Below are 13,674 nucleotides of genomic sequence, written 5' to 3'. Positions count from 1 at the left end.
GCGCCGCGCCGGGCCGCCCCAAGCAAGCTCGCACCGGAACGCGCAGCGTGGAGGTCATTCAATGAGCGTGCTCTTCGAAGTCGCCGACCACGTCGCCACGGTCACCATCGACCGGCCCGAAGTGCTCAACGCGGTCGACCTGCCGACGGAGGCCGAGCTGCAGCGCATCTGGACCGAGATCGAGGCACGCGACGACATCCGCGCGGTGGTGCTCACCGGCGCGGGCGAGCGCGCCTTCTGTGCCGGCGCCGACCTGAAGAACACCTCCAACCTCAAGGGCGTGGAGTACTGGGCCGCCGCGCGACCCGGCGGCTTCGGCGGCATCGCGTTGCGCGAGACGCTCGACGTGCCGGTGATCGCGCGTGTCAACGGCCTGGCGCTGGGCGGCGGCTTCGAGATGGTGCTGGGCTGCGACATCGTCGTGGCCTGCGAGGAAGCCAGCTTCGGCCTGCCCGAGCCATTGGTCGGCCGGCTGCCGCTGGACGGCGGCATGCTGCTGCTGCAACGCCAGATTCCGTATCGCCAGGCCATGGGCATGATGCTCACCGGCCAGCGCGTGAAGGCGCAGCGCGCGCTGGAGATGGGACTGGTCAACGAGGTGGTGCCGCGCGCCGAACTCGACACGGCCGTCGGCCGCTGGGTGCAGCAGATGCTGGCCTGCGCGCCGCTGTCGCTCAAGGCCATCAAGCAGGTGGTGCGCCGCACCGGCACGCTCGCGCCGGCCGAGGCGCACCGCATGCGGCTGCCGGCGCTCGTGGCCGCGCTGCAGTCGCAGGACGCCGACGAGGGCGTGCTGGCCTTCCAGCAGAAGCGCAAGCCGCAGTGGCTGGGCCGCTAGGCCGGCCGCGCAAGCGAAGGTACGTGCCATGCCTCACGTCATCACCGGCGCCTGCATCGACATCAAGGACGGCGCCTGCGTCAAGTGCTGTCCGGTCGATTGCATCTACGAAGGCGAGCGCACTCTGTACATTCACCCGGATGAATGCATCGACTGCGGCGTTTGCGTGTCCGCCTGCCCCACGCAGGCCATCTACGAAGACCTTCGGCTGCCGCCCGAAATGGCACATTTCACGGCCATCAACCGCGAGTTCTTCGCGGCGGACGTCAGCGGGCTGGGCTCGCCCGGCGGCGCCGATGCCAGGCGCGTGGCCTGCGACCACCCGGCCGTTGCAGCGCTGCCCCGGTGAGCGGGCGGCTCGCGGGAGGGCCGGCTGATGCACGCCAGCATTCTCAAATACTTCATCGAGGTGGCGAGCTGCGGCTCGGTGCGCAAGGCCTCGGAGCGGCTCTTCGTGGCGGCGAGCGCGGTCAACCGGCAGATCCACAAGCTGGAGGACGAACTGGGCGTGGAGCTGTTCGACCGCATGCCCAACGGCCTGCGCCTTAACGCGGCCGGCGAGCGCCTGCTCAAGCATGCGCAGGAGACGCTGCACCAGTACCAGGTGATGCGCACCGAGCTCGATGCGCTCAAGGGCGAGCGCACCGGCCACGTGAAGGTGGCGGCGATGGATTCCTTCTTCGAGGAGCTGCTGCCCTCGGCGGTGGAGGACTTCCTGCAGGTGTTCCCCGCCGTCACGTACACCATCACCGCGGTGCAGCCGATGGACGTGCCGCAGATGGTGATGTCGGGCCAGGTCGACGTGGGCATGACCTTCGTGAGCCGGCTGCCCGGCGGCGTGGCGGCGGTGGCGCTGGCCAGGCTGCCCATCGGCCTGGTGATGCCGCCGGGCCATCCGCTGGCCAACCACGCGAGCGTGTCGCTGAAGGAGTGCGCGCGCTATCCGTTCCTGCGCTCCAGCTCGCATCCGGTGATCAGCGCCGCGCTGTCGCCCGAGTTCGCCTCCTTCTGGGACGACATGGAACCGGCCGCCACCTGCAACTCGACGCCCATGCTCAAGCGGCTCATCAAGGCCGGCAAGGGCATCTCGTGCTTCTCGAAGATCGCCTTCATCGAGGACCTGAAGCGCGGCGAACTGATCTGGCGGCCCTTCGAGCTGCCCGCGCTCGACCAGCTCCAGGTCGGCATCGTGGTGCCCTCGCAGCGCGTGCTGCCGCATGTGACGCAGAACTTCGTCGGCCGCATGGCTCGCCGGCTGACGCAGCTGGAGGCCGTGGCGGCGGCGGTGTGAAGCCGAAGGAGTACCGTGTTCGCTCCCATTCCGGGCGGATGAAAAAAGCCTGACGGCCGAGGCCGTCAGGCTTTCATCGGGAGGCGGATACCGGAAGGCCCGGAAGGCAGGTCAGCCGACTTCGGCGATCAGCTCGATCTCCACGCAGGCGCCCAGCGGAATCTGTGCCACGCCGAAGGCGCTGCGTGCATGCGCGCCCTTTTCGGGGCCGAAGACTTCGGCGAAGAACTCGCTCGCGCCGTTGGTCACCAGGTGCTGCTCGGTGAAGGTGCCGACGGAGTTGACCAGGCTCATCACCTTGACGATGCGCTTGACCTTGTTCAGGTCGCCCACGGCCGCATGCAGCGTGCCGAGCAGGTCGATGGCGATGGCGCGCGCGGCCTGCTTGCCTTCTTCGGTGCTGATGTTGGCGCCGAGCTGGCCGGTCCAGACCTTGCCGTCCTTCTTCGCGATGTGGCCCGAGAGAAACACGAGGTTGCCGGTCTGCACGAAGGGCACGTACGCGGCGGCGGGGGCGGCGACGGGCGGAAGGGTGATGCCGAGGCTGGAAAGTTTGTCGTAAACGCTCATGGAGACTCCTTGTCTTGGGAAGGCGATTGTGTCCGTGTTTGCGGCAGGCCCTCGATCACTTCCCCCACTGGCTGCACGGTCACGCCGACGCTCAGCGTGTGCCTTGCGCCGCCATGCAGTACGCCGCGCATCGGCGAGACGTCGGAGTAGTCGCGGCCGATGGCCAGCGTGACGTAGTCCTCGCCGGGCTGGCGGCCGTTGGTGGGGTCGAAGTCGACCCAGTCGCCGGGGCTGCCCCCGGTGCCGTCGTCCTCGCCGGGCAGGTACACCGACACCCAGGCGTGCGAGGCGTCGGCGCCCACCAGCCGGGGCTGGCCGGGCGGCGGCTGCGTGAGCAGGTAGCCGCTCACGTAGCGCGCGGGCAGGCCCATGGTGCGGAAGCACGCGATCATGATGTGGGCGAAGTCCTGGCACACGCCCTTGCGCTGCGCGAGGGCCTCGACGGCGGGGGTGTTGATCTCGGTGCTGTCGGCGTCGTAGGCGAAGTCCTCGTACATGCGCTCGGTGAGGTCCATCGCCACGTCGAAGGTCGGACGCCCGGGGACGAAGCTGGCGCGCGCGTAGGCCACGAAGTCGTCGTGGCGCGGCACGTAGGGCGAGGGAAAGACGAACTCCGATGCCGCGTCGAAGGTGGCGTCCTTGCGGAAGCGGAAGCGCTCGCGCACGGCCTCCCACGGCAGGTCGCGCGCCACCGCGGGCGACAGCACCGGCACGGAGGTCTCGACCACGCTCTCGGCCGTGACCACCAGCTTGTCGTGCGTGGCTTCGAGCGCGAAGAACGCGCGGGTGTTGCCGTACAGGTCGGCCTGCTCGCCGCGCTGCGCAGGTGCCGGCTCGATGGCGAGCTTGTGGCTCACGAGCTTCTGCGAGCCGGTGGCCAGCGGCTTCAGGTGCGCGAGGTGCTGCGCCGTCTCGACCGGCGGCGAGTACTCGTAGCGGGTTTCGTGTGTGACGTGGAGCAGCATGGCCGGTGCCCGTTGGATGGCTTGCGTCGTCGGCCTACTTCGACTCGGAGCCGAAGTACGAGGCGTAGATCTTGGCGTAGGTGCCATCGGCGCGGATCGCCTCCAGCCCCTGGTTGATCTTGGCGAGCAGTTCGGCGTTGCCCTTCTTCACGGCAATGCCGTACTTCTCGACCGGAAAGCCGGTGTCGCTCACCGTCTTGAAGCCGCCGGCGGTGTTGTTGGCGAGGTAGTGCACCACCACGCCGTTGTCGGCCACCACGGCCTGCACGCCGCCGGCTTCCAGTTCCTTGAGCGCCAGTGGCGTCGACTCGAAGCGCTTGATGGCGGTGCTCGACTTGCCCAGCAGCTTGCCCACGACCTCGTCGCCGGTGGTGCCGTTCTGCACGCCGACCTTCAGGGTCTTGATGTCCTCGAACTTGGTGATGGGCGCGTCGTTGCGCACGGCGATGAGCTGGCGCGCGTCGAAGTAGGACTGCGAGAAGTCCATCGTCTGGCGGCGCTCGTCGGTGATGGTGATGGCCGACACCAGCAGGTCGCGGTCGCCCTGGTCGAGCGAGTTGAAGATGCCTTCCCACGGCGTGTTGACGAACTTCACCTCGAAGCCGGCCTTCTGCGCGACCGCCTTCACCACCTCGATGTCGAAGCCCACGATCTCGCCCCTGTCGTTCTGCGACTCGAAGGGCGTGTAGGCGGCGTCGGTGCCGACCACGAGCACGCGGGCGGCGGCTGGTGCCGGCGGCGCGCCGGCAGCGGGCGCGGATGCGGACTCCTGCTTGCCGCAGCCGGCGATGGCGAGGGCCGCGAAGAGGCTTGCGGCGGTGAGTGCGAAGCGGCGGTTGATGGTGATGCCTGACATGGGTGCCTCCTTGGAACTGTCTTGAACTGCTTGTTGTGTTGTACGGGAAACGGATTCAGGCGCCGACCGAGCGCAGCGACTCGGAAGTCAGCGTGAAGTAGCGCGTGCCGATGGCGTCGGACACATGGTAGGCCGCCGTCTCGCAGCCGGCGAGCAGCTTCATGAGCTCCGGATAGTCGGCGTCCGGCCCTGCGGCGCAAAGGTGTTCGAGCGTCCAGCTGGCCGGATCGGGCAACTCGTACGACAGCGCGGTCAGCTTGCCCGGCGCGCTGCCGGCCAGCCGCGCGATGCGCCCGCGCAGGGTCTGCGTGACCCATGCCAGCGAGCGCGGGTTCTCGGCGTCGAGCACCAGCAGGTCGACCATGGTGGCGACGTCGCGGCGCTGCTGGTAGCGGGCGTGGAAGGTGATGGTGCTGTCGAAGAGCGCCACCATGGCCTCGAAGCCGCTCACCTCGTGAACCGCGCCGTTGTCGAAGCCGGCCTCCAGCGCGTTCGCGAGGAAGCCAAGCCGCTCGATGTGGCGGCCGATGGACAAGAGCCGCCAGGCGTCGTCACGCGTCATGCGGTCGGTCTGCGCGCCTGTCATGGCGGCGAGCGCGGTGCTGGCGGATTCGAGGGCGCGCAGCGCGGCGCTGGCGGCGAAGCTGCCTTCGTCGGCCTGCTCGGCGGCGCGGCGCAGGAAGTCGGCCTCGGTGCGCACGATCTGGTTCCAGTTGTCCTGCGAGAGGCGCTCGCGCACCGCGGCCGCGGCCTGACGGATGCAGCGCAGGCTGAAGCCCACGCTGCCGCCGCGCGCCACGTCGCCCAGCTCGGCGATGAGCGCGCGCTCGAACACGCGGCGCGACTGCGGCGCGCTCGGCACGCCGGCGGGCACCAGCGCATTGCGCAGCGCCATGCGGTGCAGCCATTCGAGCAGCGGGCGCGAGGACTGGTCTTCGCTGCCCAGCAGGCTCAGCGTGAGCCGCGCGAGGCGCACCGCGTTCTCGGCGCGTTCGGTGTAGCGGCCGAGCCAGAACATGTTCTCCGCCGCGCGGCTGGTGACCGGCGCGCGGTGCCGCGCGAGCGAGGCCGGCGTGCTGTGCGGCTGCAGCAGCGTGGTGCGGTCGACCTCGCCGTGCGTCTGCACCCACACGTCGGCGCTGCTGCCGCCGCGCTGCATCGAGGCGAACTGCGCGTCGGGCTCGGTGAGCCGCGCCAGCCCGCCGGGCAGCACGCGCCACGACTGCGCGCCGTCGCTCACCGCGAAGACGCGCAGCATCACTGCGCGCGGCGCGATGTGGCCTGGGCCCATGTCGTTGGCCCAGGTGGGCATCTGCGACAGCGGCATGTAGCCCTGCACGGTATGGACGTCGCCCTCGCGCACGATGCGGCCGGCCCATTCGTCGAGCTCGCGCCGGCCGAGCTGGCTGCCGAGCACCGCATCGAAGCTCGCGCGGCCGTCGAAGCCGGGGTAGGTGGGCTTGATGGCGCAGTCGCCCAGCTGCGGCAGCACCGATTCGAGCGCGGCGCGCTCGCCGCACCACCAGGTGGGCAGGGCGGGCAGCATCAGCTTCTCGTCGATCAGCCGGCGCGCCAGCCCCGGCAGGAAGCCCAGCAGCGCGGGCGATTCGAGAAACGCCGAGCCCGGCATGTTGGCCACCAGCACGTTGCCCGCGCGGATCGCCTGCAGCAGGCCCGGCACGCCGAGCGTGGAATCGGGGCGCAGCTCCAGCGGGTCGAGGAACTGGTCGTCCAGCCGCTTGATGAGGCCGTGCACCGGTCGCAGGCCCTGCAGCGTCTTCAGGTAGAGCCGCTGGTCGCGCACCGTGAGGTCGCTGCCCTCGACCAGCGTGACGCCCAGGTAGCGCGCGAGGTAGGCGTGCTCGAAGTAGGTCTCGTTGTACGGGCCCGGCGTGAGCAGCGCGATGTGCGGCGGCACGCCGGCCGGGCACATGCGCTGCAGGCCTTCCATCATGGCGCTGTAGGTGGCGGCCAGGCGCTGCACGTGCAGCGCCTCGAAGGCCTGCGGAAACTGCCGCGTGATGGCGAGGCGGTTCTCCAGCAGGTAGCCCAGGCCCGAGGGCGCCTGGGTGCGCTGCGAGACCACCCACCAGTTGCCGTCGGGGCCGCGCGCCAGGTCGAAGGCGGCAATGTGCAGCCAGGTGTCGCCCGGCGGCTTCACGCCGTGCAGCGCGCGCAGGTAGCCGGGGTGGCCGCGCACCAGCGCCGGGGGAATGAGCCCTTCGGCCAGCAGCTGCTGCGGGCCGTAGGCGTCGGCCATTACCCGGTCGAGCACGCGCACGCGCTGCAGCACGCCGGCCTCGATCTGGCTCCAGCTCTCGGGCGAGACGATCAGCGGGAACAGGTCGAGCGACCACGGCCGCTGCGGGCCGTTGGCGTCGGCATACACGTTGTAGGTGACGCCGTTGTCGCGGATCTGCCGTTCCAGGCTGGCCGCGCGCCGGGGCAGGTCGTTGAAGCCGCCCGGGCCGAGCTGTTCGAAGAAGGCGTTCCAAGCGGGGGTGAGGGGAGGCTGCTCGCCGGCTGGGGCCTGCGTCTGTGCCTGGGATTGCGACTGGGACGGGGACTGGAGCTGGGACTGCGATTGGCCGGCTGCCACCGGCCGGTCGGCCGCGGCATCGTAGAGCTGCGGGGCGACTGGAGCGGAGGCCGCAGTGGGCCCGGGCGCTGGCCGGACGGGCGCCACCGGGGTGGCCTGTCCGCGCAGTTCGTCGTAGTGGCCGGGCAGGGCGGGCGGGGCGAGCGCCGACGCCAGGGCCGCCGGAAACTCCAGTGCCTGGGCGTCGAACAGGGATTCGTTCAAAGGTTCCACAGGGGGTGGATTGTCACACTGCCGTCACGGGTGGTCCGTTCGGGCAGTGTGCTGAATGTCCCGTCAGCGCCGCAGATCGAGCGTGAACGGGAATTCGCGGCTGCCCGGCAGCTCGATGGTCGCGGGAGGCGTGCGCAGCAGCCCGGGCGTGTGGCCGGTGCGGGTGAAGCGCGAATGGCGGCGGCTCTCGGCCTCGTAGGCGTTGACCGGGAAGGTGTCGTAGTTGCGCCCGCCCGGGTGGGCCACGAAGTACTGGCAGCCGCCCAGCGAACGCTTCATCCAGGTGTCGACGAGGTCGAAGGTCAGCGGCGCGTGGGCCTTGATGCTCGGGTGCAGCGACGAAGGCGGGTTCCAGGCCTTGTAGCGCACGCCCGCCACGAACTCGCCGGCCACGCCGGTGGGCTGCAGCGGCAGCACCTTGCCGTTGACGGTGACGACGTGGCGGCTTTCGTTCAGGCCGGTCACGCGCACCTCGATGCGCTCCAGCGACGAATCGACATAGCGCACCGTGCCGCCGATCGCGCCTTCCTCGCCCATCACGTGCCAGGGCTCGAGGGCGTTGCGCAGCGAGAGCTCCACGCCCATCGCCTGCACCTGGCCCACCAGCGGGAAGCGGAACTCGAAGTGCGGCGCGAACCAGTCGGGGTCGAAAGCGAAGCCGGCCTGGCGCATCTCGCTGATGACGTCGTCGAAGTCCATCTTCACGAAGGTCGGCAGCAGGAAGCGGTCGTGCAGCTCGGTGCCCCAGCGGGTGACGGGCGCCTTGTAGGGCTCGTCCCAGAAGCGGGCCACCAGCGCGCGGATGAGCAACTGCTGCGCGATGCTCATGCGCGCATGCGGCGGCATCTCGAAGGCGCGCAGCTCCAGCAGGCCGAGGCGGCCGGTACTGGAGTCGGGCGAGTAGAGCTTGTCGATGCAGAACTCGCTGCGGTGCGTGTTGCCCGTGACGTCGATCAGGATGTTGCGCAGCGTGCGGTCGACCAGCCATGCGGGCATGTTCTGGCCGTAGATCTCGCGGTTCTTCGCGATTTCCTTGAGCGCGATTTCCAGTTCGTAGACCTGGTCGTTGCGTGCCTCGTCCACGCGCGGCGCCTGGCTCGTGGGGCCGATGAACATGCCCGAGAACAGGTAGCTCAGCGACGGATGGTTGTGCCAGTACAGCAGCAGGCTGGCCAGCAGCTCGGGCCGGCGCAGGAAGGGGCTGTCGGCGGGCGTGGCGCCGCCCATCACGAAGTGGTTGCCGCCGCCGGTGCCGGTGTGGCGTCCGTCGGTCATGAACTTCTCGGCCGACAGGCGGGTTTCGAACGCGGCGTTGTAGAGGAACTCGGTGTGGTCGACCAGTTCCTTCCAGTTGTGCGCGGGATGGATGTTGACCTCGATCACGCCCGGGTCGGGCGTGACCTGCAGCAGCTTCAGGCGCGGGTCGCGCGGCGGCGGATAGCCTTCCATCACGATGCGCACGCCCAGGTCGCGCGCGGTGGCTTCCACGGCCGCGACGAGGTCGAGATAGTCCTCCAGGCGGGCCAGCGGCGGCATGAAGACGTAGAGCACGCCCGAGGCGTTGCCCTTCTTCTCGGCTGCGGGGCCGTTGGCGCGGCGCGGGTCGCGCACTTCGACGCACAGCGCGGTGCGGGTGATCCAGTGGGCCGATTCGCCGCGCAGGGGCTGGCGGGTGGTGGTGGAGCCGGTGGAGTCGTTGTCGTCCGCGCCGTCGCCTTCGCCGTCGCTCGCGGCGCCCGGCGTCTGCATGCGCAGCGAGGAGGGCACGACCGGCGGCGTGCCGAAGGCATAGGGCACGGAACCGAGGTCGGCCCCTGCGCCGCCCGCTTCACCCGTGCTGCTCGCGCCGCCCGTGCCAACGGCGTAGCGCGCGCGATAGTCGGCTCCGCTCGGCAGCGCGCCGCGCGGCGCGTTCGGGTCGCGCTCGATCATGTAGGGGTAGTCACCCTTGCTGGCCCACGGCTGCGAGTCGAGCGGCAGGCGGTAGCCCATGGGCGAGTCGCCCGGGATCAGGTAGAGCCGGTCGTCGCGCAGGAACCAGGGGCCGGTCTTCCAGGCCGGGCCCGAGAGCGCGGGAGCGTCTCCGGTCGCGTTGCCGGGCTCGATGGGCAGCATGTAGCCGATCACCGCGTCGAGCTTCTGCGTGAACACGCGGCGCAGGCGCACGCGCTCGAGCTCGTCGTCGAGCTTCGAGTCGAAGGGATCGACGTTGACCGGCAGGCGGCGTTCGCGCCAGAGGTAGTAGTAGATGTCCTCGTAGCCCGGCTGGATGTAGCGCTCGGTGAGGCCCAGCTTGTGCGCGAGCAGGTTCGTGAAGCGGCGCGCGTCCTCGCTCGTGTAGTGCGTGGGAAAGCGCTCGTCGGCGAACAGGTCGGGGTCGTGCCACAGCGGCTGGCCGTCGGCGCGCCAGAAGATCGACAGCGCCCAGCGCGGCAGCTGCTCGCCCGGATACCACTTGCCCTGGCCGAAGTGCAGAAAGCCGCCCTTGCCGTATTCGGCGCGCAGCTTGTGCACGAGTTCGGTGGCGTAGCCGCGCTTGGTGGGGCCGAGCGCGTCGGTGTTCCACTCGGGCGCGTCGCGGTCGGTGGTGGCCACGTAGGTGGGCTCGCCGCCCATGGTCAGGCGCACGTCGCCGGCCTTCAGGCGCGCATCGACCGCTTCGCCCAGCGCCAGCACCTCGGCCCACTGGTCTTCGGTGTAGGGCTTGGTCACGCGCGGCGACTCGTAGATGCGCGTGACCTTCATGTCGTGGCCGAACTCGACCTCGGATTCGTCGACACCGCCCTCGATGGGCGCGGCGCTCGAAGGCGTCGGCGTGCAGGCCAGCGGGATGTGGCCCTCGCCTGCCAGCAGGCCCGAGGTGGCGTCGAGGCCGATCCATCCGGCGCCGGGCAGGAACACCTCGCACCAGGCGTGCAGGTCGGTGAAGTCGACCGTGGTGCCGCTTGGGCCGTCGAGCGCTTTCACGTCGGGCGTGAGCTGGATCAGGTAGCCCGAGACGAAGCGCGCGGCCAGCCCGCAGTGGCGCAGCAACTGCACCAGCAGCCAGCCCGAGTCGCGGCAGGAGCCGCTGCCGTTGGCCAGCGTTTCTTCCGGCGTCTGCACGCCGGGCTCCATGCGGATCAGGTAGTTGACGTCCTTCTGGACCTGCTGGTTGATGCCGACCAGGAAGTCGATGGTGCGCTGCTCCTTGTGGTCGATCTTGTCGAGGTAGGCCTGCAGCAGCGGCGTGACCGGGTCGGCCACGAGGTAGGGGGCGAGCTCCTCGGCCTGCGAGGGCTTGTACTTGAACGGGAAGTTCTCCGCCTGGGGCTCGAGGAAGAAGTCGAAGGGGTTGTAGACCGCCATCTCGACCACGAGGTCGACCGTGACCTTGAACTCGCGCGTCTTCTCGGGAAACACGAGCCGCGCCTGGTAGTTGGCGAACGGGTCCTGCATCCAGTTGACGAAGTGTTCGGCTGGCTCGACCCGCAGCGAGTAGGAGATGACGTTGCTGCGGCAATGCGGCGCGGGCCGCAGGCGCACGACCTGCGGGCCCAGCTGCACCAGGCGGTCGTACTTGTAGTGGGTGACGTGGTGGAGCGCGGCGTGAATTGACATGCGTTTTTGTGTGCAGTGCTGGCAGATTGCATCGAGAAGATGTCTCTGGTGAGACGCATACTAGCCGAGATGCTTAGCAATTAACGCGCCACTGAGCGCGAGTTTGGGGAGGGTTTGCATCATGGATTCGGGAGTTGTCCGATGACGCGGTTTCGTGCGTCCGAGCGGGCCGTGGGCGGCGCCGGAGCGTTCGCCGCATTGGGTGGTTCGCTGCTGGGCGCCGCCCTGCAACTGCAGCAGCCGATGCTCTGGCCGGCGTGGGCCTATGCCGGCTTGCTGGGCATCGGCATGGCCGGCATGTGGTGGCGGCGCATGCCCGGCAGGACGCTCCTGCTGATCGCCCTGGTGTGCGCAGCGATGGCCGGCGCGGGGCTCGCGGGATGGCGCGCGGTGGTCTATGCGAAAGGCGCGCTCGATCCGGCGCTCGAAGGGCTCGACCTGCGCGTCACGGGCGTCGTGTCGGAGATGCCCCAGCGCAACGAGGCCGGCACGCGCTTCACCCTGGATGTCGAATCCGCGCAATGGACCGACCCGGACCTGCCGGGCCGGCCCGCCGTACCCGATCGCATCGCGCTCGGCTGGTATGCGGAGGGCTCCAGCCTCTGGAGCCGCACGCCGCCGGCCGTCGTTGCCGGCGCGTCCCCGCATGCGGGCGAGCGTTGGAGCCTTGCGGTGCGTCTCAAGGCGCCACATGGCAGCCGCAACCCCCACGGTTTCGACAGCGAACTCTGGATGTGGGAACAGGGCCTGCAGGCCAGCGGCCATGTGCGAACCGGCGCGCGCGACACTGCGCCCGTGCTGCTCGGCACCACCTGGCGGCACCCCATCGAGCGCGCCCGTGAATCGGTGCGCGATGCCGTCTTCGAGCGCGTGCCCGATCGCGCGCAGGCGGGCGTGATCGCCGCCCTGGTCACCGGCGACCAGAACGCCATCGACCGGGCAGGCTGGGACGTGTTCCGTGCCACGGGCGTGGCGCACCTGATGTCGATCTCGGGCCTGCACGTCACGATGTTCGCGTGGCTCGCCGCGCATGTCGTTGGCCTGCTCTGGAGACGAAGCACGCGGTTGATGCTGTGGCTGCCCGCGCAGCAGGCGGCGCTGGTCGGCGGCGTGCTGCTGGCCACGCTCTATGCGCTTTTCAGCGGCTGGGGCGTGCCTTCGCAGCGCACGGTCTGGATGCTGGCGACGGTCGCTTTGCTGCGCCTCTCCGGACGGCGCTGGCCCTGGCCGAACGTGTGGCTGCTGACGGCGGCCGTGGTGGTGGCGCTCGATCCGTGGGCCCCGATGCAGGCGGGCTTCTGGCTGAGCTTCGTGGCGGTGGGCGTGCTCTTCGCGAGCGACGCCGCGGCGCCGGGCGAGCAGCAGGGCGGCGCGGCCTTTCGCCTGCTGCGCTTCTTCCGCGAGCAATGGACCATCACGCTGGCGATCACGCCGCTGAGCCTGCTGCTGTTCCAGCAGGTGTCGCTGATCGGCCTGCTGGCCAATGCGGTGGCCATACCCTGGGTCACGCTCGTGATCACGCCGCTGGCCATGTTCGGCATGGTCGTGCCGCCGTCGTGGGACCTGGCGGCCATGGCCGTGCAGGCGCTGGGGCTGTTGCTGCAGTGGCTGGCCGGGCTGCCGCATGCCACGCTGTCGATGGCCGCGCCGCCCTGGTGGCTCGCCGCCTGCGGCGTGGGCGGCGGCGCGTTGCTGGTCATGCGGCTGCCTTGGCCGATGCGCGGTCTCGGCGTTCCGCTGCTCCTGCCCGTGCTGCTGTGGCAGGCGCCCCGGCCTCCGGCCGGCGAGTTCGAACTGCTCGCCGCTGACATCGGCCAGGGCAACGCGGTGCTCGTGCGTACCGCCACGCACAGCCTGCTCTACGACGCCGGCCCGCGCTACAGCCTCGAAAGCGATGCGGGCCACCGCGTGCTCGTGCCGCTGCTGCGGGCGTACGGCGAGCAGCTGGACACGCTGGTGGTGAGCCATCGCGACACCGATCACACCGGCGGCGCGCCGGCGGTGCTCGCGATGCAGCCCGAAGCTGCGCTGCTGAGCTCCATCGAGGCCGCGCACCCGCTGCAGGCGATGCGCGCGGCAAGGCGCTGCGAGGCGGGGCAGTCGTGGAGCTGGGACGGCGTGCGCTTCGAGGTGCTGCATCCCTTCGAGAGCGACTACCGCAGTTTCAGCAAACCCAACGCCGTGTCGTGCGTGCTGCGCATCGACAACGGGCGCGCGGCGGCGCTGCTGGCAGGCGACATCGAGCGGCTGCAGGAGACGGCGCTCGTCATGCGCACGCCGCAGTTGCTGCGCGCCGATGTGCTGCTGGCGCCGCATCATGGGAGCAAGACTTCGTCGGGCGCGGCGTTCCTCGATGCGGTGCAGCCTCGCATCGCCCTCGTGCAGGCGGGATACCGCAACCGCTTCGGCCATCCGGCGCAGGAGGTGGCGACGCGCTACCGCGAGCGCGGCGTGGCACTGATCGAGAACACCCGCTGCGGCGCCGCGCACTGGAGCAGCCTGCGTCCGGCCGACGTGGCCTGCGAGCGCGAGCGCCGCGCCCGGTACTGGCAGCACCGCCCATCCTTGGGCGGGCCGCCGGATTCCTGAAATGTGAATTAGTTGTCAAAAGTAGCTTGAAAGTACTCATCGAATTGAATCTGCGCAGGAGGCTTCCGCGTTGTATCGTTTAGCTACAACTCGACGACAAGGGGGCAATATGTACGACCATCCGCGCTCGCGGCCGGGCATGATTTCGAGGTG

The 13,674-nt window shown here is 69.8% G+C and carries 9 protein-coding genes; 4 read left to right on the top strand and 5 right to left on the bottom strand.

Annotation, left to right across the window (positions count from 1 at the left end):
- The first annotated feature begins 61 nt into the window (after positions 1-61).
- From SFB74_RS20840 to SFB74_RS20830, 3 genes are read left to right on the top strand one after another with little or no spacing between them, the layout of a single operon-like run.
- On the top strand, positions 62-838 hold the full coding sequence (locus SFB74_RS20840) for an enoyl-CoA hydratase-related protein (RefSeq protein WP_432726192.1): 777 nt from the start codon (positions 62-64) through the stop codon (positions 836-838).
- A gap of 28 nt (positions 839-866) precedes the next feature.
- The gene (gene fdxA, locus SFB74_RS20835; RefSeq protein WP_432726191.1) at positions 867-1,187 is read left to right on the top strand and encodes a ferredoxin; all 321 of its coding nucleotides are present in this window, start codon (positions 867-869) and stop codon (positions 1,185-1,187) included.
- Positions 1,188-1,214: 27 nt separating this feature from the next.
- Positions 1,215-2,129 (top strand): LysR family transcriptional regulator, encoded by a 915-nt coding sequence (locus SFB74_RS20830; RefSeq protein WP_432726190.1) that lies wholly within the window; start codon positions 1,215-1,217, stop codon positions 2,127-2,129.
- Positions 2,130-2,240: 111 nt separating this feature from the next.
- Here the strand turns inward: SFB74_RS20830 and SFB74_RS20825 are convergent, their stop codons facing one another.
- The 5 genes from SFB74_RS20825 to SFB74_RS20805 all read right to left on the bottom strand — a co-directional run bounded on the left by SFB74_RS20825 (position 2,241) and on the right by SFB74_RS20805 (position 10,932).
- Positions 2,241-2,699, bottom strand: a complete 459-nt coding sequence (locus SFB74_RS20825; protein ID WP_432726189.1) for a RidA family protein — start codon at positions 2,697-2,699, stop codon at positions 2,241-2,243.
- On the bottom strand, positions 2,696-3,664 hold the full coding sequence (locus SFB74_RS20820; protein ID WP_432726188.1) for a transglutaminase family protein: 969 nt from the start codon (positions 3,662-3,664) through the stop codon (positions 2,696-2,698). The genes SFB74_RS20825 and SFB74_RS20820 overlap by 4 nt, the downstream gene beginning before the upstream one ends.
- Before the next feature lie 34 nt (positions 3,665-3,698).
- A complete protein-coding gene (locus SFB74_RS20815) occupies positions 3,699-4,520 on the bottom strand; it encodes a basic amino acid ABC transporter substrate-binding protein (protein ID WP_432726187.1) in 822 nt (273 codons plus the stop codon).
- A gap of 55 nt (positions 4,521-4,575) precedes the next feature.
- Positions 4,576-7,332, bottom strand: a complete 2,757-nt coding sequence (locus tag SFB74_RS20810) for a circularly permuted type 2 ATP-grasp protein (RefSeq protein ID WP_432726186.1) — start codon at positions 7,330-7,332, stop codon at positions 4,576-4,578.
- A 63-nt stretch (positions 7,333-7,395) separates the two neighbouring features.
- Entirely contained in the window at positions 7,396-10,932 is a 3,537-nt protein-coding gene (locus tag SFB74_RS20805) for a DUF2126 domain-containing protein (protein ID WP_432726185.1), read from the bottom strand.
- Positions 10,933-11,073: 141 nt separating this feature from the next.
- Here SFB74_RS20805 and SFB74_RS20800 point away from each other — a divergent pair, with 141 nt between their 5' ends.
- Complete coding sequence (locus tag SFB74_RS20800; RefSeq protein ID WP_432726184.1) at positions 11,074-13,521, top strand: DNA internalization-related competence protein ComEC/Rec2; 2,448 nt, start codon at positions 11,074-11,076, stop codon at positions 13,519-13,521.
- Positions 13,522-13,674 lie beyond the last annotated feature (153 nt).

The organism is Variovorax xiamenensis (genome assembly GCF_050916385.1).
Classification (GTDB): Bacteria; Pseudomonadota; Gammaproteobacteria; order Burkholderiales; family Burkholderiaceae_C; genus Variovorax.
The sequence above is the reverse complement of the archived record's forward strand: the minus strand, read 5'-3'. Positions and strand labels throughout refer to the sequence as shown.